Annotated in this window: 21 protein-coding genes and 1 tRNA gene; 12 read left to right on the forward strand and 10 right to left on the reverse strand. The window is 70.2% G+C overall.

Annotated elements, in window-relative coordinates:
* Entirely contained in the window at positions 1-156 is a 156-nt protein-coding gene (locus ACGFNK_RS30705) for a hypothetical protein (RefSeq protein WP_393421096.1), read from the forward strand.
* 77 nt (positions 157-233) lie between these two features.
* On the opposite strand, the gene ACGFNK_RS30710 is transcribed toward ACGFNK_RS30705, so the two are convergent.
* Positions 234-318 (reverse strand) — tRNA-Leu (locus tag ACGFNK_RS30710).
* 187 nt (positions 319-505) lie between these two features.
* On the opposite strand from ACGFNK_RS30710, the gene ACGFNK_RS30715 reads away from it, so the two are divergent.
* From ACGFNK_RS30715 to ACGFNK_RS30725, 3 genes are all read left to right on the forward strand, one after another.
* Positions 506-1,831, forward strand: coding sequence for a M20/M25/M40 family metallo-hydrolase (locus ACGFNK_RS30715; protein WP_393421098.1), 1,326 nt, complete (start codon positions 506-508; stop codon positions 1,829-1,831).
* A gap of 172 nt (positions 1,832-2,003) precedes the next feature.
* Complete coding sequence (chpH, locus tag ACGFNK_RS30720) at positions 2,004-2,237, forward strand: chaplin ChpH (protein WP_386344430.1); 234 nt, start codon at positions 2,004-2,006, stop codon at positions 2,235-2,237.
* A gap of 148 nt (positions 2,238-2,385) precedes the next feature.
* Complete coding sequence (locus ACGFNK_RS30725; protein ID WP_393421100.1) at positions 2,386-3,102, forward strand: chaplin; 717 nt, start codon at positions 2,386-2,388, stop codon at positions 3,100-3,102.
* Positions 3,103-3,185: 83 nt separating this feature from the next.
* On the opposite strand, the gene ACGFNK_RS30730 is transcribed toward ACGFNK_RS30725, so the two are convergent.
* Positions 3,186-3,374: a DUF5703 family protein gene (locus ACGFNK_RS30730; protein ID WP_033323315.1), complete on the reverse strand. Its 189-nt coding sequence runs from the start codon at positions 3,372-3,374 to the stop codon at positions 3,186-3,188.
* Positions 3,375-3,421: 47 nt separating this feature from the next.
* Here ACGFNK_RS30730 and ACGFNK_RS30735 point away from each other — a divergent pair, with 47 nt between their 5' ends.
* A complete protein-coding gene (locus ACGFNK_RS30735; RefSeq protein ID WP_344393452.1) occupies positions 3,422-4,147 on the forward strand; it encodes a hypothetical protein in 726 nt (241 codons plus the stop codon).
* 272 nt (positions 4,148-4,419) lie between these two features.
* On the opposite strand, the gene ACGFNK_RS30740 is transcribed toward ACGFNK_RS30735, so the two are convergent.
* Both ACGFNK_RS30740 and ACGFNK_RS30745 read right to left on the reverse strand, forming a co-directional pair.
* Positions 4,420-6,891, reverse strand: a complete 2,472-nt coding sequence (locus ACGFNK_RS30740) for a helix-hairpin-helix domain-containing protein (RefSeq protein ID WP_393421102.1) — start codon at positions 6,889-6,891, stop codon at positions 4,420-4,422.
* Positions 6,888-7,871 carry an aldo/keto reductase gene (locus tag ACGFNK_RS30745; protein ID WP_393421104.1) on the reverse strand — a complete coding sequence of 328 codons (984 nt, stop codon included), beginning with the start codon at positions 7,869-7,871 and terminating at the stop codon, positions 6,888-6,890. Before ACGFNK_RS30745 ends, ACGFNK_RS30740 begins: the two co-directional genes overlap by 4 nt.
* Before the next feature lie 186 nt (positions 7,872-8,057).
* Between ACGFNK_RS30745 and ACGFNK_RS30750 the strand changes: the two genes are divergently transcribed.
* The 6 genes from ACGFNK_RS30750 to mshC all read left to right on the forward strand — a co-directional run bounded on the left by ACGFNK_RS30750 (position 8,058) and on the right by mshC (position 13,788).
* A complete protein-coding gene (locus ACGFNK_RS30750; protein ID WP_393421106.1) occupies positions 8,058-9,110 on the forward strand; it encodes an LLM class F420-dependent oxidoreductase in 1,053 nt (350 codons plus the stop codon).
* A 251-nt stretch (positions 9,111-9,361) separates the two neighbouring features.
* On the forward strand, positions 9,362-10,150 hold the full coding sequence (locus tag ACGFNK_RS30755; RefSeq protein WP_386344441.1) for a ferritin-like domain-containing protein: 789 nt from the start codon (positions 9,362-9,364) through the stop codon (positions 10,148-10,150).
* Between the two features lie 153 nt (positions 10,151-10,303).
* A complete protein-coding gene (locus ACGFNK_RS30760; RefSeq protein ID WP_386344443.1) occupies positions 10,304-10,990 on the forward strand; it encodes a histidine phosphatase family protein in 687 nt (228 codons plus the stop codon).
* Positions 10,991-11,089: 99 nt separating this feature from the next.
* Positions 11,090-11,680 carry a DUF3090 domain-containing protein gene (locus tag ACGFNK_RS30765; RefSeq protein WP_386344444.1) on the forward strand — a complete coding sequence of 197 codons (591 nt, stop codon included), beginning with the start codon at positions 11,090-11,092 and terminating at the stop codon, positions 11,678-11,680.
* Positions 11,644-12,456 (forward strand): SCO1664 family protein, encoded by an 813-nt coding sequence (locus tag ACGFNK_RS30770; protein WP_393421108.1) that lies wholly within the window; start codon positions 11,644-11,646, stop codon positions 12,454-12,456. Before ACGFNK_RS30765 ends, ACGFNK_RS30770 begins: the two co-directional genes overlap by 37 nt.
* Positions 12,457-12,558: 102 nt before the next feature.
* Positions 12,559-13,788 (forward strand): cysteine--1-D-myo-inosityl 2-amino-2-deoxy-alpha-D-glucopyranoside ligase, encoded by a 1,230-nt coding sequence (gene mshC, locus ACGFNK_RS30775; RefSeq protein ID WP_393421110.1) that lies wholly within the window; start codon positions 12,559-12,561, stop codon positions 13,786-13,788.
* Between the two features lie 79 nt (positions 13,789-13,867).
* Here mshC and ACGFNK_RS30780 read toward each other — a convergent pair whose 3' ends face one another.
* From ACGFNK_RS30780 to ACGFNK_RS30805, 6 genes are all read right to left on the reverse strand, one after another.
* Entirely contained in the window at positions 13,868-14,866 is a 999-nt protein-coding gene (locus tag ACGFNK_RS30780; RefSeq protein WP_393421112.1) for a PAC2 family protein, read from the reverse strand.
* Positions 14,867-15,023: 157 nt separating this feature from the next.
* Positions 15,024-15,695, reverse strand: coding sequence for a FadR/GntR family transcriptional regulator (locus tag ACGFNK_RS30785; protein ID WP_386344451.1), 672 nt, complete (start codon positions 15,693-15,695; stop codon positions 15,024-15,026).
* A 172-nt stretch (positions 15,696-15,867) separates the two neighbouring features.
* Positions 15,868-17,484: an FAD-dependent oxidoreductase gene (locus tag ACGFNK_RS30790; protein ID WP_393421114.1), complete on the reverse strand. Its 1,617-nt coding sequence runs from the start codon at positions 17,482-17,484 to the stop codon at positions 15,868-15,870.
* Between the two features lie 50 nt (positions 17,485-17,534).
* Positions 17,535-19,073, reverse strand: a complete 1,539-nt coding sequence (gene glpK / locus ACGFNK_RS30795) for a glycerol kinase GlpK (protein ID WP_386344455.1) — start codon at positions 19,071-19,073, stop codon at positions 17,535-17,537.
* Positions 19,074-19,189: 116 nt separating this feature from the next.
* Positions 19,190-19,978, reverse strand: a complete 789-nt coding sequence (locus ACGFNK_RS30800; protein ID WP_393421116.1) for an MIP/aquaporin family protein — start codon at positions 19,976-19,978, stop codon at positions 19,190-19,192.
* A 308-nt stretch (positions 19,979-20,286) separates the two neighbouring features.
* Positions 20,287-21,051 (reverse strand): IclR family transcriptional regulator, encoded by a 765-nt coding sequence (locus ACGFNK_RS30805; RefSeq protein ID WP_393421118.1) that lies wholly within the window; start codon positions 21,049-21,051, stop codon positions 20,287-20,289.
* A 280-nt stretch (positions 21,052-21,331) separates the two neighbouring features.
* On the opposite strand from ACGFNK_RS30805, the gene metH reads away from it, so the two are divergent.
* Entirely contained in the window at positions 21,332-24,850 is a 3,519-nt protein-coding gene (gene metH / locus ACGFNK_RS30810) for a methionine synthase (protein ID WP_393421120.1), read from the forward strand.
* The last annotated feature ends 144 nt before the right edge of the window (positions 24,851-24,994 follow it).

Here is a 24,994-nt window from a genome sequence, read left to right on the forward strand (position 1 = left end):
ATGTCGGTCACTGTCCTGGATCTTGGTCAGTTCGTCGCGTCGGCCGGTGATGTACGGGTCGCCGTCGCTGCAGCCGAGGTCACCGGACTGGGCGACGGGTTCGCGCAGCGGCGGGCGCAGCCCGGTATGCGGCTTGAAGTTGCGCGAGGCGGCTGACCAACCCCCGCAACCCCGGAAACAGCTCGTGCGGGCCGAGGCTCAGCTCGACCCGCACAAGTTGGGGATGCGGTCAGTGTCCGAGGGGGGACTTGAACCCCCACGCCCGATAAAGGGCACTAGCACCTCAAGCTAGCGCGTCTGCCATTCCGCCACCCGGACAAGGTGTAGGTCGTGCGAGGATGACCCCGCGGCGACAGAGAAAACATTACCAGGCTTCCGATGGCTCCCGATCACAGGCCCGCGGGGTGTGAACCCCGTGTGACGGGCCGGTCCTGGCCTTGGGGCGGGGAGGGTCGGAGAGGGAGGATGAGGGGGAGAGGCAGCAGTGACCGTGGGAGGCAGCAGCGTGAGTGAGTCGGATACGGCCAGGAGCATCACCGGTGAGGACGAGGTCGTCGACCTCTGCCGCGAGCTGATCCAGATCGACACCAGCAATTACGGCGACCACTCGGGCCCGGGTGAACGCAGGGCCGCCGAGTACGTCGCCGAGAAGCTCGCCGAGGTGGGGCTCGAACCGCAGATCTTCGAGTCGCACAAGGGCCGCGCCTCCACAGTCGTCCGGATCGAGGGCGAGGACCGATCGCGGCCCGGACTGCTCATCCACGGCCACACCGACGTCGTACCCGCCAACGCCTCGGACTGGACCCACCACCCGTTCTCCGGCGAGATCGCGGACGGCTGTGTGTGGGGCCGGGGCGCCGTCGACATGAAGGACATGGACGCGATGACCCTCGCGGTCGTACGCGACCGGCTGCGCAGCGGACGCAAGCCGCCCCGTGACCTCGTGCTGGCCTTCCTGGCGGACGAGGAGGCCGGCGGCAAGTTCGGCGCGAAGCACCTCGTCGCCAAGCACCCGGACCTCTTCGAGGGCGTGACCGAGGGGATCGGCGAGGTCGGCGGATTCTCCTTCACCGTCAACGAGAAACTGCGGCTGTATCTCGTCGAGACCGCCCAGAAGGGCATGCACTGGATGAAGCTGACCGTGGACGGCACCGCCGGACACGGTTCGATGATCCACCGGGACAACGCCATCACCGAACTCTCCGAAGCCGTCGGGCGGCTCGGCCGGCACAAGTTCCCGGTGCGCGTGACCAAGACACTGCGGCACTTCCTCGACGAGCTGGGCGACGCCCTCGGCACCGAGCTCGATCCGGAGAACATGGACGAGACGCTCGCCAAGCTCGGCGGCATCGCCAAGCTCATCGGCGCCTCGCTGCAGAACACCGCCAACCCGACCCAGCTGGGCGCCGGTTACAAGGTGAACGTGATCCCGGGCCAGGCCACCGCGCACGTCGACGGCCGCTATCTGCCGGGCTACGAGGAGGAGTTCCTCACCGACCTGGACCGGATCCTCGGCCCGCGGGTGAAGCGGGAGGACGTGCACGCCGACAAGGCGCTGGAGACCACCTTCGACGGGGCCATCGTCGACGCCATGCAGACCGCGCTGTCCGCCGAGGATCCGATCGCGCGCGCCGTGCCGTACATGCTGTCGGCGGGCACGGACGCCAAGTCCTTCGACGACCTCGGCATCCGCTGCTTCGGTTTCGCCCCGCTGAAGCTGCCGCCGGAGCTGGACTTCGCGGGCATGTTCCACGGTGTCGACGAGCGGGTGCCGGTCGATGCGCTGAAGTTCGGCGTGCGGGTGCTGGACCGCTTCATCGAGGCGTCCTGAACAACAACGTGTCCGGAATTAACACGCTGAAACGAAACTCCAATAATCGCCAGCGCGTGCGGAGTTGACTGAGAAGGGTGAATGCGCTCATAGGCTCGTAGCCCTATTACTCCCTCCTCGTTACAGGTGATGCGATCCGTGACCAGGGTCGCATTGCCTACAAGGAGGAATAATGATCAAGAAGGTCGTCGCTGCTGCGGCTGCCACTGGTGGCCTCGTTCTCGCTGGTGCGGGAGTTGCGGCTGCCGACGCGGGTGCTCAGGGGGCTGCAATGCACTCGCCCGGCGTGCTTTCGGGCAACGTCGTTCAGGCGCCGGTTCACGTGCAGTCGAACGTGTGCGGCAACACGGTCTCCGTGATCGGGCTGCTGAACCCCGCCTTCGGCAACACCTGCATCAACGCGTGACGTTGCGCTTCACACCCAAGAGGGTCTGAGTCCGCGGCCCCGGAGTGCGCGCCACGCACTCCGGGGCCGCCGGCTTTCTGTATTCCGCATTCCGCGTACGTGCACTGGGCGCGTGCGCATTCCTGAAGCAACAAGGCAGGGAAAAGCTATGCGACAGGTCACCCGCAAGGGCCTGATGACCGTGGCGGCAGCCACCGGCGTCCTGGCCGTCACCGGCGGCTACGCACACGCCGACTCGGGCGCGAACGGCTCCTCCTCCGACTCCTCGGGCGTGCTCTCGGGGAACTCGGTGGAGGCACCGGTCGACGTGCAGGCGAACGTCTGCGGCAACACCGTGAACGTGGTCGGGCTGCTCAACCCGGCGGTCGGCAACAGCTGCGCCAACGAGGGCGGCGGTTCCGGCAACTCCTCCGGCGGCGGCTCGCAGGCCGACGGACCCACCGGTGACTCATCCGGCATCGGCTCCGGCAACCATGTGCGGGTCCCGGTGGACGTACCGCTCAACGTCTGCGGCAACGGCGTCAACGTCGGCGGCATCGGCAACGAGGCCGCGGGCAACGGCTGCGCCAACATCGAGGGCGATCACGAGACGTCGCCTCCCGGCCACGGGGAGCAGACGCCTCCGGGCAACCCCGGCGACCAGGAGCAGCCGGGCACGCCGCAGCAGCCGCCGTCCGCGGACGCGGAGCAGGTGGACGCCTCGAAGCCGAACAACCCGGACACCCAGGCCGTCGCGCAGCCCAAGGGCTCCGCGCAGCTCGCGGCGACCGGCAGCGAGCTGCCGATCGGCCTCGTGCTGCCGGTGGGCGCGGGCGCGCTGCTGATGGGCGCCGTGCTCTACCGCAAGGCTCGGGCCGCGGCGTAACACGGCACGGAAGGCACCGACCACCTGCTGAAACGGAGCGGGCCCCGCGACCGCGGGGCCCGCTCCGTTTCAGCCACTCAGTGTCACCACGTGGCTCGCACCTGGCGGATGATCCGCCGGCGCAACCGCACCCTGCGGCTGCCGTCGGGGTGCAGGCTGAGGCGGTCCAACTCCCAGTGTCCGTACTCCGCATGGTCCGTCAGCAAACGCGTCGTTTCCTTGCGGGAGACCCCGCGCGGCACGTACACGTCGACAAATTCGTATTCCGGCATCGCATCTATTGTGCGGGCAGAGGCCCGGTACGGATAGCGTCTGCACTATGTCTGATGCTGCGCAGCCCACCGCTGCCGAGGTACGCGCCGCCGCCGAGGCGATCAAGGCTGCGCTCGACCGCCACCTTGCGGCGGTCGAGCGCAGGTCGGGGGAGGACGACCCGGCCGTCTACGAGGCGTTCAACGAGCTGGCTTCGGCCGCCGAGGAGTACGACGAGCTCCTCTACGACCTCTATGACGAGGTCACGCCCTTCGAGATCCCCGGTACGGAAGACACCCTGCCGCCGTACACCGGGCCCGAGGAGCCGAACGCGCTGAGCGTGCTGATCCGCCGCGACTACGCAGTCGTGGAGCCGCAGCGGCTGCTGGCGCAGGCCCAGCGGGTGGAGGCCGTGGAGGAGTCGGGGGCGGCAGCCGCGGGCTTCGACGCGGCGGCCGGCACCGTGCACGGTGCGCTGGGCGTGCTGTTCGGCGAGTTCGAGCCGGACGAAATCGCTTCCCGGCACAAGGAGTTCGGCCTGGAGGAGGGTGACTCCACGCTGTGGGTCACCGCCGCGGACGAACCGGCCGAGCCCGGCGAATGGCTGGACGCCCCCTTCGAGGGGGCCGATCCCCAGCGGATCGTCTGCCGCTTCGACGTCAGCGCGGTCTTCGACGAGGAGCCCGAAGACGACCTGGACGACCTCGACGACAGCAGCGCGAACGGCCGCGGTCCGGCTCACGGTGCAGGGCTGGACGACGACGACCTGGAGCCGCTGGACGCGGATCGCTGAGCAGTTCGCGGAGGGTTCGCACGGGTGGCGGTCACGGGCTGTTGGGCCTGTGACCGCCACCGGTGTTTGGTGACTGAGGTGCGGGTCGGGAGGCACACTCACACCCCTGGCACGGCTCGGCCGCTCGGGCAGGAGTCCGGGCGCGGTCGGGACCGTCGGCGCCCGGCCGTCAGCCATCTCGCCGCCCGGTCGGCCCGGGGCGGTGGGCCCCGGCCGGTATCGCGTGCGGTGCCGACGGCACTGCGAGCGCCGCGGCCACCACCCTTGCGGGATCAGCCTGCCGTCGGGACCTGGGCCTTGAGCAAGGTGGGCAGCCGGGTCGTGCGGGGCTTGGCCGGGATGTCCGCCACCGCCTGGGGCAGGGCCTGTTCGACGCCGTGGACCACGGAGAGGTGGCTTTCGGCGCGACCGAAGGCCGTGTAGATCCAGGGTCTGGTCAGGGTCTGGGCTGCGTCGCCGGGCAGGACCACGATCACGGCGGGCCAGCGCCGGCCGACCGCCTGATGGGCGGTGAGCGCCCAGCCGTGGCGTACGGTCTGCTCGACCCGCTCCTTCGGTACGACCACGGGGGCACCCGCGCACTCCAGGTGCAGGCCCTCGGCGTCGGCCTTCACCACGTGGCCGGGCGCCGTACGGCCCGGAGCGGGCGTGTAGGCGATCCGGTCGCCGGGGTCGAATCCGCCGAAGCGGCCCGGGCCCGGGTTGAGCCGCTCCTTCAGCGCGGCGTTCAGCACCCGGGTGCCTGCCGCGCCGCCATGGCCCGGCGTGATCACCTGGGTCTGCTCCGCCGGGATCCCGATCGCCCGTGGCACCGAGTCCGCGACCAGCTGCACGGTGCGGTGCACCGCCTCGCCGGCGTCGCGCACCGGGACGATCACCACCTCCTTGCCGGGGGCCTCCACCTGGTTCAGCTCGCCCACGCCGATGCCCGAGACCAGCTCACCGATCGGGCCGGGGTCCGGTGTGCGCGAGGCGACCTGCGGGCACACCCGCGCCGCGAGCAGATCGGCGAAGACCCGCCCGGGCCCCACCGACCACAGGACACCCGGGTCACCGCTCAGCACAAGCCGCGCCCCGTCGGGCAGCGACTCGGCCAGTATCGCCGCGCTCTCCACGTCCAGCTGGGGCGCGTCGAGCACGACCAGCAGATCGGTCCGCAGCAGGCCGTCCGCGTCCCGGCCCGGTCCCTCGGCCCCGGACAGCAGACCCGCGACGGTGGCCACGGTTTCCTGGGGCTCGGCTGCCGGCTCCCGCTGCTCGGCTCGTGCGAACAGTGCCGCGAACCGCTGCCGACCGTCCACGCTGTGCGTGGCCGCGCACACTCGCAGACCCATCGCCCGGGCAGCGGCGACCAGGGCCGCGGGTTCCGCGCGAGACGCCTCGCCGCCGGTGTGGAGCACGAGGCTGTGGCCCGCGACGGCACGGATCAGTTCGGCGGCGGAGCCGGTCGCGGCCGACTCCCAGTCGCCGGCCGAACCGTCCTCCTTGGGCAGCGAGTTGACCACGCGCGCGAGCCCGTCGGCGAGGCTCTCCTCGGCGAGCGCGTACCGCTCCAGGCCGACGAGGACGCGTACCGGCCGTTCCTGCTCACCTTCCTCGGCGTCGTCACCGGACTGCCCGGACGCCGCCGGCGCGCCGGGCTCGTCCAGCGCGTCCTGGAACACCAGCGCGTCACCTTCGGCGATGGCGCTCTGCACGGCTGCGTCCGGATCCGGCACGGCGCGCTGCGCGAGGGCGGTGCTGAGGGCCGGGGCTTCCAGGGCGGTGTGCCCGACGAGGGCCGCCTGTTCCAGGAGCCATACGGCGACCGCCCGGCCCCGTCGCTCGTCTCCGGGCCCGCACTCCGCGCCCAGCAGCGCCCGGGCGAACCCGTCCGCCTGCTCCGGCCGCACCCCCGCCACACGCAGCAACTGCCAGGGATCCTCGCGCAGTTGTCCGTCCGCTCCCTCCCCGAGGGCCGCGGCGACCTGCGGCGCGAGTGCTTCGGGTGCGCCGCCTTCGAGGAGTACGGCCCGTACGGCGTCGACGGCTTCGGCCGGCACCGGTGCGGCGGCGGACGAGGTCACGGGCTGCGGCCGTCGAACCGGCTCGGGCACGACCCTGCGCGGCGCCGACTCCGCCTCGCTGAAGACGCTGCCCCCGGGCTTCTCCCCGCTCTCCACCGCACGCACGGCCGCGAGCAGATCGGCCGCCGCCCCGCTCAGCTTCGTCCCGCTCTCAACGGCCCCCTTCTTCTCGGCCTTCCGCCGCTCGATCCGCTCCCGCAACTCCCGCTGCGCGGCCAACTCGGCCTCGGCTTCGGACGGTTCACCGCCCGCGGCGGCTTCCCCCGCAGCGCCTGAGGACCCCTCCTCCGAGCCCTCACTGCGGGCCGCGGCGGCTTGGCTGCCAGCAGCCGCGCCGCTTTCGGCGACCCGGCTGTCGGCCCCGGCACCGCCCTCACCGGCCGCGCTTTGGGGGGCGGCGCTGCCCTCAACGTCCCCGCGCTCGGCCGCGGCATCGCCCTCACCGGCCGAGCCTTCCGGGGCAGCGCTGCCCTCGACGTCCCCTCGGCCGCCCCCGGCACCGGCCGGATCAACGGCGCCCGCCGCCCCCTCGCCCGAGGCACCCTTCTCCGGCTCAGGCCCCCCAACCTCGGGCGCCCCCGCTCCGGCGCCCGATTCGGCCCCCGGGCCGACGTTCGGCGCCCCCGGCTCGGCTTCCTCCGCGGGAACGGATTGCGCGGCAGCGGGATCCGTGGTCACAGCGTGCTCCAGTCGTGATCGGGATAGCGGTGCACGGGCGCCGACACATCGTCGAGCGCTCGGCAGATCTCGTCAGGAAGACTAAGGGCCTCCACTGACAACGCAGCCGTGAGCTGCAGTGCGTTGCGCGCCCCGATGATGGGGGCGGCGACGCCGGGCCGGTCGCGGACCCACGCGAGGGCCACCTGGAGCGGTGTCACCGCGAGCCCGTCCGCGGCGGTCGTCACCGCATCCACGATGCTGCTCGCCGCTGCGTCCAGATACGGCGCGACGAACGGCGCCAGATGCTCCGACGCACCCCGGGAGTCCGCGGGCGTGCCGCTGCGGTACTTGCCCGTCAGCACGCCCCGGCCCAGGGGCGAGGAGGGGAGCAGCCCGATGCCCAGGTCCATGGCCGCGGGCAGCACTTCGCGTTCGACGCCGCGCTGCAGCAGGGAGTACTCCATCTGCGTACTGGACAGCCGGGTCCGTATCCCGGGCGCCGCGAGCTGCCAGGTCGCCGCCTTGGCGAGCTGCCAGCCACAGAAGTTGGACACCCCGGCATACCGGGCGCGACCGCTGCTGACCGCGAGGTCGATGGCCTGCAGGGTCTCCTCCAGCGGCGTCTCGGGATCGAAGGCGTGGACCTGCCAAAGGTCCACATAGTCCGTGCCGAGCCGCGCCAGCGAGGCGTCGAGCGCGGAGAGCAGATGCCCGCGCGAACCGTCGAAGCGCCGGTCCGGGTCCGGCACGCTCCCCGCCTTCGTCGAGATCACCAGGTCCCGGCGTGGCACCAGCTGCTCCATGAGCTGCCCGAGCAGATACTCGGCCTCCCCGTCGCCGTACACATCCGCCGTGTCGACGAGGGTGCCGCCCGCCTCCCAGAACGCCTTCAACAGGTCCGCGGCGTCGTGCTCGTCGGTGTCCCGGCCCCAGGTGAGGGTGCCGAGTCCGATCCTGGACACACGCAGGCCGGTACGGCCGAGATGCCTCTGCTCCATGTCGGCTGAGATTACTGGCCCGAAGTCAGTGCGGGGGGACCCTGTGGACAACCAGGATCACCCGAGCCCGAAGCCGTCCCAGAACCCGTCCCCGAACCCGTCCTCGTCAGTCCTCCCTGCCGCCGGGCCCGAGGGCGCGCTAGGGTGCCGCCCAAGGGACGTTACTGATCAGTAAGGGGATCGGCCATGCAGCTCGGGATCAACCTCGGCTACTGGGGCGCCGGAATGGACGCAGACAATCTCGCCGTGGCCAAGGAGGCCGACCGCCTGGGCTACGCGGTCTGCTGGGCCGCCGAGGCGTACGGCTCGGACGCGGCCACCGTGCTCGCCTGGGTCGCCGCCAAGACCGAGCGCATCGACGTCGGCTCGGCCATCTTCCAGATCCCGGCCCGTCAGCCCGCGATGACCGCGATGACCGCCGCGACCCTCGACTCGCTCTCCGGCGGCCGCTTCCGCCTCGGCCTCGGCGTCTCCGGACCCCAGGTCTCCGAGGGCTGGTACGGCGTCAAGTTCGACAAGCCGCTGGCCCGCACCCGCGAGTACGTCGAGATCGTCCGCAAGGCGATGACCCGCGAACGTCTGTCGTACGAGGGCGAGCACTGGACGCTGCCGCTGCCGGACGGCCCGGGCAAGCCCCTCAAGCTGACCGTGCACCCGCAGCGCGAGCACATCCCGCTCTACATCGCGGCGATCGGCCCCAAGAACCTGGAACAGACCGGCGAGATCGCCGACGGCGCCCTGGTGATCTTCCCCTCCGCCGAGCACCTGGAGGAGACCACACTGCGGCACCTGCGCGCGGGGCGCGAGAAGGCCGGCCGGACCATGGACGGCTTCGACGTCTGCCCGACGCTGCCGCTCGCCGTCGGGGACGACAAGGACGTGACCACGCTCGCCGACACCTTCCGCCCGTACACCGCGCTGTACGTCGGCGGCATGGGCAGCCCCAAGCAGAACTTCTACAACCAGCTCGCCCGGCGCATGGGTTACGAGAAGGAGGCCGCCGAGATCCAGGACAAGTACCTGTCCGGCGACAAGCAGGGCGCCGCGTCCGCCGTACCGCACGAGCTGATCGACCAGACCACGCTGCTCGGCTCCGTGGACCGGATCGCCGACCGCATGAAGGCCTACGCCGAGGCGGGAGTCACCACGCTCAGCCTGGCCCCCGCGGGTTTCACTCTGGACGAGCGGCTCGCCTCCCTCCGCGCCGGTACGGAGGCCCTCGAACGCGCCGGGCTGTGAGACCGGCCGGAGTGTGACGTCGGTGTGACACCGGATCGGCAACCGGGAGTTTCTGCGGCCGTGGTGGGGGCTCGGGGGTCGACCCCGCCACGGCCGTCGCGGGGAACAACGCGCCGACGGTGGCCGTGGTTACGCGTCGCAGAGGCTCTGGGTGTCCACCGTTCGGCGGATTTGTCCGACACAGGTGTTGCCGCGCCCCTGGCAGCGCATTTGACTCGTTCTTTGCGGAGTTCTGCATGGAAGGGGCAGTGATGCTTTCGGCCAAGAGTCTGTTCCAGGAGATCCTCGACCACGACGAGTCGTTCCAGCTCTTCTGTTCCATCGCCGCCAGCGGGGAGTCGCAGGGCGGCTGGGAGAACGCGCGCATCGCGGCACTCGTACCGGAGAGCGAGCGCGCGCTCGCACCCAAGATCACCCGCCACGGCGCCGACGAGGACAAGCACGGGCGCATCTTCAACGCCCTCATGAAGAAGCGCGGCCTCGAACCCGTCGAGGTCCCGCCCGCCACCGACTACACCATGCTCCTGGAGAACAACGGCATCGGCCTCGCCCACGAGAAGCTCAAGGGCGACCAGGCGCTCACCGTCCAGGACATCGTCACCTACCTCGCGCACAGCAGGGTCACCGAACAGCGTGCCTCCGAGGAGATGGATCTCCTCCGCAAGTACTTCGCCGACCACCCCGACATCGGTCGGGCGGTCAAGATGATCTCCGATGACGAGGACAACCACCTGGCGTACTGCCACGAGGAACTGCTGCGCTTCGCGGCAGCGGGCCACGGCCGGATGATCCAGCGCACCCTGCGCGAGTGCGCGCTCGCCGAGATCCGCATCTACCGGGACGTCAGCCTCGCCGTGATGGCCAACATGGGGCGCATCCTCGGCTGGTCGAAGGCCAAGTCCGGCGTCCTCGCCGCGGCTATCCACGCCGTCTACCTGTACGAGCGGCTCGGCGGCTGGCGCCGCATGGTCTCCCTGAAGATGCCCGAGCGCCGCGACGCCCTGAGCGGGCCGGCATCGGCGGCACCCGAGTTCGCGTAACGGCGTGAGCCACGCGTGCGTGCCGCTCGTGCACAACGCGAGTTCAGGACGCGAGTACGGGGCACGCGCGCGTGGAGCCCGACAAGTGACCCCGCGGAACTCCGGTACCTCCCGAACCGTGGCGCATCCCGGCGGCGGCTTACGCTGGGCCGCATGCCCACGTTGATCCTTGTCCGGCACGGACGTTCCACCGCCAACACCGCGGGTCTGCTCGCCGGGTGGACGCCCGGCGTCTCCCTCGACGAGCGCGGCGCCGAACAGGCCGCCGCGCTGCCCGGGCGGCTCGCCGGGCTGCCGATATCCGAGGTCGTCACCAGCCCCCTGCAGCGCTGCCAGGAGACCCTGCGGCCCCTGCTCGACGCCCGGCCCGAACTGCGCGCGCACACCGACGAGCGCATCGGGGAGTGCCACTACGGCGACTGGTCGGGGCGCAAGCTCGCCGAGCTGAAGGACGAGCCGCTGATGGAGGTCGTACAGGCGCATCCGTCCGCCGCGGCGTTCCCCGGCGGCGAGTCCATGCGGGCGATGCAGACCCGGGCCGCCGAAGCCGTACGCGAGTGGAACGCGCGCGTGGAGCGCGATCACGGCTCCGACGCCGTCTACCTCATGTGCTCCCACGGCGACATCATCAAGTCCCTCGTCGCGGACGCACTGGGGCTTCATCTGGATCTCTTCCAGCGGATTTCCGTAGAACCGTGTTCCATCACCGCGATCCGCTACACACGGCTGCGGCCGTTTCTCGTACGCCTCGGGGACACCGGCGATTTCGCCTCCCTCGCACCGCACGAGGAGCCTCCGGGCGGTGACGCCACGGTCGGTGGCAGTGCGGGCGCACCGTGATCGTCGGCCGCAGTAGGGTGAAGCGGTCGAAGCAGCGCAGCAGTTGCCGGCAGCACACGCAGTCGATGGCAGAAGCACTCGATCCAATGGAGACAGGACGTGTCGCGTCAGGTGTTCCTCTATGACCCACCGGACCGTTTCGTGGCCGGTACGGTCGGGCTGCCCGGGCGCCGTACCTTCTTCCTGCAGGCCACGGCCGGACCCCGGGTGACCAGCGTGGCTCTGGAGAAAACGCAGGTGGCGGCGCTCGCCGAGCGGATGGACGAGCTTCTCGACGAGGTCGTACGACGTACGGGAGGCAGTGCGGCCGTCCCGGCGGTGGCCCCGACGGAGGTCTCCGACACCGCCCCTCTGGAGGCTCCCGTGGAGGAGGAGTTCCGGGTCGGCACCATGGCGCTGGCCTGGGACGGTGACGAACAGCGCATGATCGTCGAGGCGCAGGCACTCGTCGAGCTGGACGCCGACTCCGAGGAGGACCTGGCCGCCGCCGAGGAGAGGCTCCTGCAGGACGAGGAGAACGGCCCGCCGATGCTCCGGGTCCGCCTCACCGGCGCACAGGCCAGGGCCTTCGCCAAGCGAGCCCTCGACGTCGTCAACGCGGGCCGGCCGCCCTGCCCGCTGTGCAGTCTCCCGCTCGATCCGGAAGGACACGTATGTCCGCGCCAGAACGGATACCGCCGCGAGGCGTGAGCACGGCCGAGCTGCTCGCCGAGGGCGAGCTGACGGTGCGCGGCCAGGTGCGTGAGGCCTCCAACGCGGTCCTCCTGTGCGATGTGACGTACGAGGACCGCACCGAGCCCTGCGTCTACAAGCCGGTCGCCGGCGAGCGCCCGCTGTGGGACTTCCCCGACGGCACCCTCGCCCAGCGGGAGGTCGCCGCCTACGAGGTGTCCGAGGCGAGCGGCTGGGGGCTCGTCCCCGCCACCGTGCTGCGCGACGGGCCGTACGGCGAGGGCATGTGCCAGCAGTGGGTCGAGCCGGTGCCCGGAGCCGAGCTGCTCGCGCTGGTCGACGGCGAGGAGCCCGGCGAGGGCTGGAAGGCCATCGGGTTCGCCGAGGTCGGTCAGGGGCGTACGGCGCTGCTCGTGCACGCCGACGACGAGCGACTGCGCAGGCTCGCCGTACTCGACGCCGTGATCAACAACGCCGACCGCAAGGGCGGGCATCTGCTGCCCACCAGTGAGGGGCGGCTGTACGGCATCGACCACGGAGTGACTTTCAACACCGAGAACAAGCTGCGCACGCTGCTTTGGGGCTGGGCGGGGGAGAAGCTCACCCCTGAGGCCGTCGACGTTCTCGGGGGACTCAAGGACGCCCTCGAGGGGGCGCTGGGCCTGCGGCTGGCCGAGCTCATCACTCCGGCCGAACTGGACGCCACGCGCGCGCGTGTCACCGATCTGCTCACCACGGGACGGCACCCGGAGCCCTCGGGGGAGTGGCCCGCGATCCCGTGGCCGCCCGTGTAGCACGCCGACGCACAGGGCAGCCGCGTACGCAAGAAGGCCTTCCCGGCCGCCGGTGCCCGATGCGGTTCGTATACGGAAGATGCGTCCGGTTAGGCTCAAGACATGTATGCCTGGCCCGCTTCTGAGGTCCCCGCCCTGCCCGGACAGGGCCGCGACCTCCGGATCCACGACACCGCGACCGGGGGGCTGATCGCCCTCGATCCCGGACCCGTCGCCCGTATCTACGTCTGCGGCATCACTCCGTACGACGCGACCCACCTCGGTCACGCGGCGACCTACAACGCGTTCGACCTCGTTCAGCGCGTGTGGCTCGACACCAAGCGGCAGGTTCACTACGTCCAGAACGTGACGGACATCGACGATCCGCTTCTCGAGCGCGCCGCCCGGGACGACGTCGACTGGGTGGCGCTCGCCGAGAAGGAGACCGCCCTCTTCCGCGAGGACATGACCGCCCTGCGGATGCTGCCCCCGAAGCAGTACATCGGCGCCGTCGAGGCGATACCCGGGATCGTCCCGCTCGTCGAGCGGCTGCGTGACGCGGGAGCCGCGTACGAACTCGAGGGCGACGTCTATTTCTCCGTGGAGGCGGACACGCACTTCGGGAAGGTGTCCGGGCTGGACGCCGCCGCGATGCGGCTGCTGTCCGCCGAGCGCGGCGGTGACCCGGAGCGGGCGGGCAAGAAGAATCCGCTCGACCCGATGCTGTGGATGGCCGCCCGGGAGGGCGAGCCCAGCTGGGACGGCGCCTCGCTCGGCCGGGGCCGGCCCGGCTGGCACATCGAGTGCGTCGCGATCGCCCTCGACCACCTGGGCATGGGCTTCGACGTCCAGGGCGGCGGATCCGATCTGGCCTTCCCGCACCATGAGATGGGCGCCTCACACGCGCAGGCGCTGACCGGGGAGTTCCCCTTCGCGCAGGCGTATGTGCACGCCGGCATGGTCGGGCTCGACGGCGAGAAGATGTCGAAGTCCAAGGGCAACCTGGTCTTCGTGTCGAAGCTGCGGCGCGACGGAGTCGACCCGGCGGCCATCCGGCTCGCCCTGCTCTCGCACCACTACCGGGCCGACTGGGAGTGGACCGACCAGGTCCTCCAGGACGCCCTCGCGCGTCTGGAGCGCTGGCGGGCCGCCGTGTCGCGGCCCGACGGACCGGCCGCCGACGCGCTCGTCGAGGAGATCCGCGAGGCCCTCGCGAACGACCTGGACGCTCCCGCCGCGCTCACCGCGGTCGACCGCTGGGCCGCCCTCCAGCAGGAACAGGGCGGCATCGACGAGGGCGCCCCCGGTGTCGTATCGCGTGCCGTGGACGCGCTCCTAGGGGTGGCCCTGTAAGGCTGCCGAGCAGGTTCAGAAGCAACCGAGGGCGGTGCGTCGCGTACGCACCGCCCTTGTGGTCTCTCGCTCTTACGGTTCAGTCCTCCGACGAGTCGTCAACTGAACCCTCGTCATCGGCCTCCGGACGCTGCGGCTTCGACGGCCGGGGACGGCCGCCCGGGTTGTCCCTCAGGAACGGGGCGGGGTCGCCGCTCTCCGTGGCATGACCGCCGGCCTGGCCCGTCGCCGGGCCGCTGCCGTCCCGCCGCCGCAGATAGCGCTCGAACTCGCGGGCGATCGCGTCGCCCGAGGCCTCGGGAAGCTCGGCGGTGTCCCGGGCCTCCTCCAGCGACTGAACGTACTCGGCGACCTCGCTGTCCTCCGCGGCCAACTGGTCCACGCCCAACTGCCAGGCCCGGGCGTCCTCGGGCAGCTCGCCGAGCGGGATACGCAGGTCGATGAGGTCTTCCAGGCGGTTGAGGAGGGCCAGCGTCGCTTTCGGGTTCGGCGGCTGGGAGACGTAGTGCGGCACAGCCGCCCACAACGAGACCGCCGGTACGCCCGCGTGCGTGCACGCCTCCTGGAGGATGCCGACGATGCCCGTCGGCCCCTCGTACTTGGTCTCCTCAAGGTCCATGGTGCGGGCCAGGTCCGCGTCGGACGTGACGCCGCTGACCGGGACCGGACGCGTGTGCGGGGTGTCGCCGAGCAGGGCGCCCATGATCACGACCAGCTCCACGCCCAGCTCATGGGCGAAGCCCAGGATCTCGTTGCAGAACGAGCGCCAGCGCATGGACGGTTCGATACCGCGGACCAGGACCAGGTCACGCGGCTTTTCTCCGCCGACCCGGACCACGGAGAGCCGGGTTGTCGGCCAGGTGACCTTGCGTACGCCGCCGTCCAGCCACACCGTGGGCCGGTTGACCTGGAAGTCGTAGTAGTCCTCGGCGTCGAGCGCGGCGAAGACCTCGCCCTTCCACTCCCTGTCGAGATGCGCGACCGCGGTGGAAGCGGCGTCGCCGGCGTCGTTCCAGCCCTCGAACGCGGCCACCATGACCGGGTCGACCAGCTCGGGAACCCCCTCGAGCTCGATCACCCAGCGCCTCCTTCCGACGTGCCCTCACGTACGCCCCAACCTTACGGCGTGCGTGCGGGGCGCCCGCAGCCCCCTTGCATGGGGGAGTGAACGCATCACTGCCCCGTTCGCCACCCCGGAACACCCCCCACTCATCGGAGCTGTGATCGCCCGCTCCTCACAGGGTGCTGCGCAGCCACTGCTCCACGCTCGCGATGTGCACCGTCGCCCAGGAGCGGGCCGCCTCCGCGTCGCGGTCGCGCAGGGCCGCGAGGATCGCGCGGTGCTCGTGCAGGGTGCGGCTGACCGCGTCCTCCTGGGTCAGCCCGCGCCAGATGCGGGCCCGCGTGGTGGGCCCGGACAGACCGTCGAGGAGCGAGCAGAGCACGGAGTTGCCGGAGCTCTGCACGATGCCGCGGTGGAACTCCAGGTCGCAGGCGACGAGTTCCTCCACCGAGGGGGCGGCGCCCAGCGCGTCCAGCTGGGCCGTGAGCGCGTCGACTTGCTGCTCGCTGATGCGCAGGGCGGCCATCGAGGTCGCGGCCGGCTCCAGGATGCGGCGTACGGCCAGGAACTCCAGGACCGTGTCGTCGCGGTGGAAGTCGACGACGAAGCTCAGCGCCTCCAGGAGAAGTTGCGGGTCCAGGCTGGTGACGTAGGTGCCGTCGCCCTGCCGTACGTCCAGGATGCGGATCAGGGAGAGCGCCCGTACGGCCTCCCGCAGGGAGTTGCGGGACAGGCCCAGATCGGCGGCGAGTTCGCTCTCCTTGGGGAGCCGGTCGCCGGGGCGCAGCGCGCCGGAGACGATCATTCCCTTGATCTTTTCGATCGCCTCATCGGTGACTGCCATGGCGGGCCTCCCTGTCGATCAGATATGTCGCTCAGACATCCGATGTCTCATTATGGGGCTTCGGCGGTCCTGGTGAGGCCTGTGCGGGGACGAGCATCCACGACATGTACGACACGGGGGAGGGGCGGCTCCATTGAATGGAAGCCGCCCCTCGAAGGGGAGTGCGTGCCTCCTACTTCCTGTCGAACAGCTCCTGCACGTGGTGGCGGACCTCGTCCGTCGCGAGCCCGCGGATCGTCAGCGTCGTACGGCGGCGCAGCACGTCGTCCGCCGTCTCGGCCCACTCGTTGTCCCGGGCGTAGACGACCTGCGCCCAGATCTCAGGGGCGTCCGGGTGGACCCGCTCGGCGAGCTCCGGGTTCTCGTTCGCGAGGCGGGCGATGTCGAAGGCCAGCGAGCCGTAGTGCGTGGCCAGGTGCCTGGCGGTGTCCGGCGCCATGCGCGGCCCCGGTGCCGGGTGGTCGACGAGCAGACGGTGCGCGACCGCGCGCGGGTTGGCGACGCCCGGCAGCGGCAGCTTCTTCGGCAGCTCGGAGACCGGCTCGAAGTCCTCGCCGAGCGGACGGCCCGGCAGCGACTCCAGCTTCTTCATGACCGTACGGCCGATGTGGCGGAAGGTCGTCCACTTGCCGCCCGCGACGGACAGCATGCCGCCCGCGCCCTCGGTGACGACCGTCTCCCGCTTGGCCTTCGAGGTGTCGCCGGGCCCGCCGGGCAGGACGCGCAGACCCGCGAAGGAGTACGTGATCAGGTCACGGGACAGCTGCTGGTCACGGATCGAGAACGCGGCCTCGTCCAGGATCTGCGCGATGTCCTTCTCGTTGACCGCGACGTCCGCGGGGTCGCCCTCGTACGCCTCGTCGGTCGTGCCGAGCAGCAGCATGTCCTCCCAGGGGAGGGCGAAGGTGATGCGGTACTTGTCGATCGGGGTGGCCAGCGCGGCCTTCCACGGCGAGGTCCGCTTGAGCACGAGGTGTGCGCCCTTCGACAGACGTATGGAAGGCGCCGCGTTCGCGTTCTCCATCCGGCGCAGGTGGTCGACCCACGGCCCTGTCGCGTTGAGAACAAGGCGGGCCGACACTCCGAACTCGCTGCCGTCGAGGCGGTCGCGCAGCTCTGCGCCGCTCACCCGGCCCTTGGTGAAGCGCAGCCCGGTGACCTCGGCGTGGTTCAGTACGACGGCACCCGACTCGACGGCCGCGCGGACCGTCATCAGCGCCATCCGGGAGTCGTTCATCTGGTCGTCGCCGTACACGGCCACGGCCTTGAGGTTGTCCGTACGCAGTTCGGGCACGTCCTGCGCGGCCTTCGACGGCGAGAGCAGGTGCCCGACACCATCACCGAACGCCGACAGCGCGGAGTAGGCGAAGACGCCCGCTCCGAGCTTCGCCGCGCCGTGCGGCCCGCCCTTGTACACGGGGAGGTAGAACGTGAGCGGGTTCGCCAGGTGGGGGGCCACCTGACGGGAGACCGCACGGCGCTCGAAGTGGTTCTCCGCGACCAGCTTCACCGCGCCGGTCTGCAGATAGCGCAGACCGCCGTGGAGCAGCTTGGAGGAGGCGGAGGAGGTGGCACCGGCGAAGTCGCCGGCGTCGACCAGCGCCACCCGCAGCCCGGACTGCGCGGCATGCCAGGCGGTGGAGATGCCCAGGATGCCGCCGCCGATGACGAGGAGGTCGTACGTCGCCTTGGAGAGCCGCTCCCGGGTCTCGGCGCGGCTCGGGTGAAAGCCGGAGGCCGGGCGCGTACCGAGGGCAGGTACGGACTGCAGGGTGGACTGACTGGTCATGCGGATTCTTACTCCTTGTCAGAGCTTCTCGGAGCGCTCGTCAGCTCTCGTCAGCTCTCGTCCTCGAGCCAGCCCATGGTCCGCTCCACGGCCTTGAGCCAGCTCTTGTACTCGCGGTCGCGGGTCTCCGCGGCCATGTTGGGGGTCCACTCGGCGGCCCGGCGCCAGTTGGCGCGCAGGTCGTCGGTGCTGTTCCAGAAGCCGACGGCGAGGCCGGCGGCGTAGGCGGCGCCGAGGCAGGTGGTCTCGGCGACCATCGGGCGCACCACGGGGGCGTCCAGGAAGTCCGAGAGGGTCTGCATCAGCAGGTTGTTGGAGGTCATGCCGCCGTCGACCTTGAGGGCGGCGAGCTCGACGCCGGAGTCCTTGGTCATGGCGTCGCTGATCTCACGGGTCTGCCAGGCGGTGGCCTCCAGCACGGCACGGGCGATGTGCGCCTTGGTGACGTAGCGGGTCAGGCCGGCGATCACACCGCGGGCGTCGGGGCGCCAGTACGGGGCGAACAGGCCGGAGAACGCGGGGACGAAGTAGGCGCCGCCGTTGTCCTCGACCGACGAGGCCAGGGTCTCGATCTCTGCGGCCGTGCTGATCAGGCCCATCTGGTCGCGCATCCACTGCACCAGCGCGCCGGTGACGGCGATGGAGCCCTCCAGGGCGTAGACCGGCGCCTGGTCGCCGATCCGGTAGCCGACCGTGGTCAGCAGGCCCGAGTAGGAGTTGATGATCTTGTCACCGGTGTTCATCAGCATGAAGGTGCCGGTGCCGTACGTCGACTTGGCCTCGCCCTCGGAGAAGCAGGTCTGGCCGAACAGGGCCGCCTGCTGGTCGCCGAGCGCGGAGGCGACCGCGATGCCCCCGAGCAGGTCGCCCAGCTTGCCGCCGGTGATCTCGCCGTACACCTCGGCGGAGGACCGGATCTCGGGCAGCATCTGCATCGGCACGCCGATGGATTCGCAGATCTTCTCGTCCCACTGCATCGTGTGCAGGTTCATGAGGAGGGTGCGGGAGGCGTTGGTGACGTCGGTGACGTGGCGGCCGCCGTCGACACCGCCGGTGAGGTTCCAGATGACCCAGGAGTCCATGGTGCCGAAGAGGATGTCGCCGGCCTCGGCGCGCTCCCGCAGGCCCTCGACGTTGTCGAGCAGCCAGCGGGCCTTCGGACCTGCGAAGTACGACGCGAGCGGCAGGCCCGTCTCGCGGCGGAAGCGGTCCTGGCCGACGTTGCGGCCGAGTTCCCTGCAGAGGGCGTCGGTGCGGGTGTCCTGCCAGACGATGGCGTTGTGGACGGGCTCACCGGTGTTCTTGTCCCACAGCAGCGTGGTCTCGCGCTGGTTGGTGATGCCGATGGCCTTGATGTCGTCGCGGGTGATGCCGGCCTTCTCGATGGCACTGGCCACGACTTCCTGGACGTTGGTCCAGATCTCGGCGGCGTTGTGCTCGACCCAGCCGGGCTTGGGGAAGATCTGCTCGTGCTCCTTCTGGTCGACGGAGACGATCCGGCCGTCCCGGTCGAAGACGATGCAGCGGCTGGAGGTGGTGCCCTGGTCGATGGCGGCGATGAAGGGACCTGCGGTGTGGGCGTCGGTCACGGTGTGCTCCTGAAATTCCGTGGTCAAAGGTGCGGTCTGAGGGGCTGGCTTACTGCGCTGGTTTACGGCTCGCTCGCGTCTACAAGTGAACGTACGACCGTCGGGGACCTACGGCTCTAAGCAAAAGCGACGTTGTAGATACCTGCGGCGATCGCTCCGCCGATCAGCGGACCGACGACCGGTATCCAGGCGTAGCCCCAGTCGGAACCGCCCTTGTTCGGCAGGGGCAGCAGGGCGTGGACGATTCGCGGGCCGAGGTCACGCGCCGGGTTGATGGCATACCCGGTCGGACCGCCCAGCGAGAGGCCGATGCTGACGACCACGAGCGCGGTGATCAGCGCGCCGAGGGTGCCGAGGCCCTTGCCGCTGTCGTTCAGGCCCTGGGTGAGGACCGCGAGCACCAGCACGACCGTGCCGATGATCTCCGTGGCGAGGTTCTGCGCGGCGATGCGGATCTCGGGACCGGTGGAGAAGATGCCGAGCACCGGGCCGGCCGCAGCCTCCCGCGCCTCGACGGACTTGGTGTCCTGAGCGCCGGGACCGCCGACGATCTCTCGGTCGGTGAGGTGGGCGTGGAACTGTCCGTAATACGCGACCCAGACCAGCGCCGCGCCGATCATGGCGCCGAGGAGCTGTCCCGCCCAGTAGGTGGGGACGTCGCCCCATTCGCCGTCCTTGATGGCGATGCCGAGCGTGACGGCGGGGTTCAGGTGGGCACCGGAGAGGGGTGCCGACGTGTAGACGGCGGTGAGTACCGCGAAGCCCCACCCGAAGGCGATGGCGAGCCATCCGGCGTTACGCGCCTTGGAGGCCTTCAGTGTGACGGCGGCGCAGACCCCGCCGCCGAGGAGGATGAGTATGGCGGTACCGATGGTCTCGCCGATGAAGATGTCGGAGCTGGACACCCGCGACTCCTTTGTCCTTCGTCCAGGGGGAAAGCCGAACCCCGGGTCCCTCCGGTGGTTCGCGCTCTCGAGGATGAGAGCGATGCCGGCCCTTGGCGTTGCCACACTCTAGCGCTTATTGCCGGTAGGTGTTCGACAATGCCGACCGATGGACGCGAGTCTTGTCCCAGGCTCGGCGGCACGTCAAGAGTCCTGTTGCCGAATCTCTCGCAGACCTCGTGATCGTTACTGATCGACAGAGGGCCGGGGCATCGACGAATCCACCGTCGATGCCCCGGCCCTCTGTCCTGCTGGTCTTCTACGGACGCTCAGAACCGCCCGGCGCCCAGGTCCCGCGACACGGCGCGGGCGCAGTCCCGTACCGCCGCGATCAGCCCGGGACGCAGCTCCCCGTTCGCGCAGAACCGCTCCACGGCTCCGGTGACGCCCACAGCGCCGACCGGCATCCGCCGCCGGTCGTGGATGGGCGCGGCGACGGACGCTATGCCCTCCCAGGTCTCCTCCACGTCGGCCGCGAAGCCACGCGCGCGCGTGAGGTCCAGGACCTCCTCCAGGGCATCCAACTCGCATACGGTGCGCGCCGTGAACTCCTTGCGCTCGGCCTCCACGACCTCGGTGTGCGCCACCGGGTCGTACGCCGACAGCACCTTGCCCAGTGCCGTGGAGTGCAGCGGCTGCATGGCACCGACCTCCAGGACCTGACGGCTGTCGTCGGGCCTGAAGACGTGGTGCACGATCAGCACTCCGTGCTGGTGCAGGACTCCCAGGTAGACGCTCTCGCCGCTGGAGCGGGCCAGATCGTCGGTCCAGACGAGGGCACGCGCCCGCAGCTCGTGGACGTCCAGATACGTGGTGCCGAGCCGCAGCAGTTCCGCGCCCAGCTGATAGCGCCCGGAGGCGGCGTCCTGCTCGACGAAGCCCTCCTGCTGGAGCGTGCGGAGTATGCCGTGGGCGGTGCCCTTGGCGAGACCGAGCGAGGAGGCGATGTCCGACAGGCCGAGCCGTCGCTCACCGCCCGCGAGGAGCCGCAGCATCGCGGCCGCCCGTTCGAGCGACTGGATGTTCCGTGCCATCGCAGTCCTGCCTCCGTCCCCTTCGACCGTCGACATGCGGGCTCCGGTGCCGCCGTTCGACAATGCTGAACACTATCGGTCGTTGCCGACCTCCCGCCAATGGGTGGCCGTCAGTTGTCGTCACGATTCCGGCCGGAGCCTGACCGGAGCCTGGCTCGCAACGCCCGTCCGTCCCGTGGACTCGCCTGACCGTCGCACCCGCTCCCGGCTACGCTGGCTGAGTGCGTCTTCCGCCGGAAGCCGCATAGCCGACAGCCGTCGCACCACAGGGAGCTCTTTCATGGCCTCGTCGCCAACCCCTTCCGCCGACAGCCGGACCCGCATCACCGCCCTTCGTGAGGCGCTCGCCACCCGTGTGGTGGTGGCCGACGGCGCCATGGGCACGATGCTGCAGGCCCAGGACCCGACGCTCGAGGATTTCGAGAACCTCGAGGGCTGTAACGAGATTCTGAACGTCACGCGCCCCGACATCGTGCGTTCCGTCCACGAGGAGTACTTCTCCGTCGGCGTCGACTGCGTCGAGACGAACACCTTCGGTTCGAACCACTCAGCTGCCAGCGAGTACGAGATCGCCGACCGGATCTTCGAGCTGTCCGAGGCGGGCGCCCGGATCGCCCGCGAGGTCGCCGACGAGTTCGGCGCCAGGGACGGTCGCCAGCGCTGGGTCCTCGGCTCGATCGGCCCGGGCACCAAGCTGCCGTCGCTCGGCCACATCGCGTACGACGTACTGCGTGACGGCTACCAGCAGAACGCCGAGGGCCTGCTCGCCGGCGGCGCGGACGCCCTGATCGTGGAGACCACGCAGGACCTGCTGCAGACCAAGTCGAGCCTGATCGGTGCGCGCCGCGCGATGGATGCCGTGGGCGTGAACGTGCCGCTGATCTGCTCGCTCGCCTTCGAGACCACGGGCGTCATGCTGCTCGGTTCGGAGATCGGTGCGGCGCTGACCGCCCTGGAGCCGCTCGGCATCGACCTGATCGGCCTGAACTGCTCGACCGGCCCGGCCGAGATGAGTGAGCACCTGCGGTATCTGGCCCGCCACTCGCGTACGCCGCTGATGTGCATGCCGAACGCCGGGCTGCCCATCCTCACGAAGGACGGCGCGTACTTCCCGCTGACGGCGCCCGAGATGGCCGACGCCCAGGAGAACTTCGTACGCGATTACGGCCTCTCACTGGTCGGCGGCTGCTGCGGCTCGACGCCCGAGCACCTGCGCCAAGTCGTCGAGCGTGTACGCGATCTGGCCCCGGCCGAGCGCCACCCGCAGCCCGAGCCCGGCGCCGCCTCCCTCTACCAGACCGTGCCGTTCCGTCAGGACACCGCGTACATGGCGATCGGTGAGCGCACCAACGCCAACGGTTCGAAGAAGTTCCGCGAGGCCATGCTGGAGGGCCGCTGGGACGACTGCGTGGAGATGGCCCGCGAGCAGATCCGCGAGGGCGCCCACATGCTGGACCTGTGCGTGGACTACGTGGGCCGTGACGGCGTCGCCGACATGGAGGAACTGGCCGGCCGCTTCGCCACCGCCTCCACGCTGCCGATCGTCCTGGACTCCACCGAAGTCGACGTGATCCGGGCCGGGTTGGAGAAGCTCGGCGGCCGTGCGGTCATCAACTCGGTCAACTACGAGGACGGCGACGGCCCCGAGTCCCGGTTCGCGAAGGTCACCAAGCTCGCGCAGGAGCACGGTGCCGCGCTCATCGCGCTGACCATCGACGAGGAGGGGCAGGCCCGTACGCCGGAGCACAAGGTCGCGATCGCCGAGCGGCTGATCGCCGACCTGACCGGCAACTGGGGCATCCACGAGTCGGACATCCTCATCGACACCCTGACCTTCACCATCTGCACCGGCCAGGAGGAGTCCCGCAAGGACGGCATCGCCACCATCGAGGCGATCCGCGAACTCAAGCGCCGCCACCCGGATGTGCAGACCACGCTGGGCCTGTCGAACATCTCCTTCGGCCTCAACCCGGCCGCCCGCGTCCTGCTCAACTCGGTCTTCCTGGACGAGTGCGTCAAGGCGGGCCTGGACTCGGCGATCGTCCACGCGTCGAAGATCCTCCCGATCGCCCGCTTCACCGAGGAAGAGGTCCAGACGGCCCTCGACCTGATCTACGACCGCCGCGCCGAGGGATACGACCCGCTCCAGAAGCTCATGGCCCTGTTCGAGGGCGCCACCACCAAGTCCCTGAAGGCGGGCCGCGCCGAGGAACTGGCCGCACTGCCGCTGGACGAGCGCCTCAAGCGCCGCATCATCGACGGCGAGAAGAACGGTCTCGAACAGGACCTGGACGACGCGCTCCAGGAGCGCCCTGCCCTGGACATCGTCAACGAGACCCTCCTTGACGGCATGAAGGTGGTCGGCGAACTGTTCGGCTCCGGCCAGATGCAGCTGCCGTTCGTGCTCCAGTCCGCCGAGGTGATGAAGACCGCGGTCGCCTACCTCGAACCGCACATGGAGAAGGTCGAGGGCGACGAGGCCGGCAAGGGCACCATCGTGCTCGCCACCGTGCGCGGCGACGTGCACGACATCGGCAAGAACCTGGTCGACATCATCCTGTCCAACAACGGCTACAACGTGGTCAACCTGGGCATCAAGCAGCCCGTCTCCGCGATCCTGGAGGCCGCCGAGGAGCACAAGGCCGATGTCATCGGCATGTCCGGCCTCCTGGTCAAGTCCACGGTGATCATGAAGGAGAACCTGCAGGAGCTCAACCAGCGCAAGATGGCCGCCGACTACCCCGTCATCCTCGGCGGGGCGGCACTGACCCGGGCGTACGTCGAACAGGACCTGCACGAGATCTACGAGGGCGAAGTCCGCTACGCCCGCGACGCGTTCGAGGGTCTGCGGCTGATGGACGCGCTGATCGGCGTCAAGCGGGGTGTGCCGGGGGCATCCCTGCCCGAGCTGAAGCAGCGCCGGGTCAGGGCCACCGCCCAGACCGTCGTCGAGGAACGCCCCGAGGAGGGCGCCGTCCGCTCCGACGTGGCCATCGACAACCCCATCCCGGAGCCGCCGTTCTGGGGCACCCGCGTCATCAAGGGCATCCAGCTCAAGGAGTACGCCTCCTGGCTGGACGAGGGCGCGCTGTTCAAGGGCCAGTGGGGCCTGAAGCAGGCGCGTACGGGCGATGGCCCCACGTACGAGGAGCTGGTGGAGACCGAGGGCAGGCCCCGGCTGCGCGGCTGGCTGGACCAGTTGCAGCGGGACAATCTGCTGGAAGCGGCCGTGGTCTACGGCTACTTCCCGTGCGTGTCCAAGGACGACGACCTGATCCTGCTGGACGAGGCGGGCAACGAGCGCACCCGCTTCACCTTCCCGCGTCAGCGCCGTGGCCGCCGGCTGTGCCTGGCCGACTTCTTCCGCCCCGAGGAGTCAGGCGAGACGGACGTGGTCGGCCTCCAGGTCGTCACCGTCGGTTCCCGGATCGGCGAGGAGACGGCGAAGCTGTTCGCCTCCGACGCCTACCGCGACTACCTCGAACTGCACGGGTTGTCCGTGCAGTTGGCGGAGGCCCTGGCGGAGTACTGGCACGCGCGCGTGCGTTCCGAACTCGGCTTCGCTGGTGAGGACCCGGCCGGCATCGAGGACATGTTCGCGCTGAAGTACCGCGGCGCCCGCTTCTCGCTGGGCTACGGCGCCTGCCCGGACCTGGAGGACCGCGCCAAGATCGCCGAACTGCTGGAGCCTGAGCGGATCGGCGTCCAGCTGTCCGAGGAGTTCCAGCTCCACCCGGAGCAGTCCACGGACGCGATCGTCATTCACCACCCCGAGGCAAAATACTTCAACGCTCGCTGAGCTGAGACTGAGGCGGGGCCCGCGAGGGCACGCTGAGATGGCCCCACGGCGGGCCTAGAGTGTGCCCTCGCACACCTCGGTTAAACGCAGCGTTTCCGCTGCGAGAGTCGTACACTGGTCGGTCCAGCGCAGGCCGGTTCCTCA

It is taken from the genome of Streptomyces sp. NPDC048825, assembly GCF_043198355.1.
Classification (GTDB): Bacteria; Actinomycetota; Actinomycetes; order Streptomycetales; family Streptomycetaceae; genus Streptomyces; species Streptomyces xiangluensis.

Coding starts and splice junctions, on each gene's coding strand:
- ACGFNK_RS30725 (WP_393421100.1), top strand. CDS start 2,386: ATGCGACAGGTCACCCGCAAGGGCCTGATGACCGTGGCGGCAGCCACC.
- mshC (WP_393421110.1), top strand. CDS start 12,559: ATGTATGCCTGGCCCGCTTCTGAGGTCCCCGCCCTGCCCGGACAGGGC.
- metH (WP_393421120.1), top strand. CDS start 21,332: ATGGCCTCGTCGCCAACCCCTTCCGCCGACAGCCGGACCCGCATCACC.
- ACGFNK_RS30750 (WP_393421106.1), top strand. CDS start 8,058: ATGCAGCTCGGGATCAACCTCGGCTACTGGGGCGCCGGAATGGACGCA.
- chpH (WP_386344430.1), top strand. CDS start 2,004: ATGATCAAGAAGGTCGTCGCTGCTGCGGCTGCCACTGGTGGCCTCGTT.
- ACGFNK_RS30755 (WP_386344441.1), top strand. CDS start 9,362: ATGCTTTCGGCCAAGAGTCTGTTCCAGGAGATCCTCGACCACGACGAG.
- ACGFNK_RS30735 (WP_344393452.1), top strand. CDS start 3,422: ATGTCTGATGCTGCGCAGCCCACCGCTGCCGAGGTACGCGCCGCCGCC.
- ACGFNK_RS30790 (WP_393421114.1), bottom strand. CDS start 17,484: ATGACCAGTCAGTCCACCCTGCAGTCCGTACCTGCCCTCGGTACGCGC.
- ACGFNK_RS30730 (WP_033323315.1), bottom strand. CDS start 3,374: ATGCCGGAATACGAATTTGTCGACGTGTACGTGCCGCGCGGGGTCTCC.
- ACGFNK_RS30760 (WP_386344443.1), top strand. CDS start 10,304: ATGCCCACGTTGATCCTTGTCCGGCACGGACGTTCCACCGCCAACACC.
- ACGFNK_RS30785 (WP_386344451.1), bottom strand. CDS start 15,695: ATGGCAGTCACCGATGAGGCGATCGAAAAGATCAAGGGAATGATCGTC.
- ACGFNK_RS30770 (WP_393421108.1), top strand. CDS start 11,644: ATGTCCGCGCCAGAACGGATACCGCCGCGAGGCGTGAGCACGGCCGAG.
- ACGFNK_RS30705 (WP_393421096.1), top strand. CDS start 1: ATGTCGGTCACTGTCCTGGATCTTGGTCAGTTCGTCGCGTCGGCCGGT.
- ACGFNK_RS30745 (WP_393421104.1), bottom strand. CDS start 7,871: ATGGAGCAGAGGCATCTCGGCCGTACCGGCCTGCGTGTGTCCAGGATC.
- ACGFNK_RS30805 (WP_393421118.1), bottom strand. CDS start 21,051: ATGGCACGGAACATCCAGTCGCTCGAACGGGCGGCCGCGATGCTGCGG.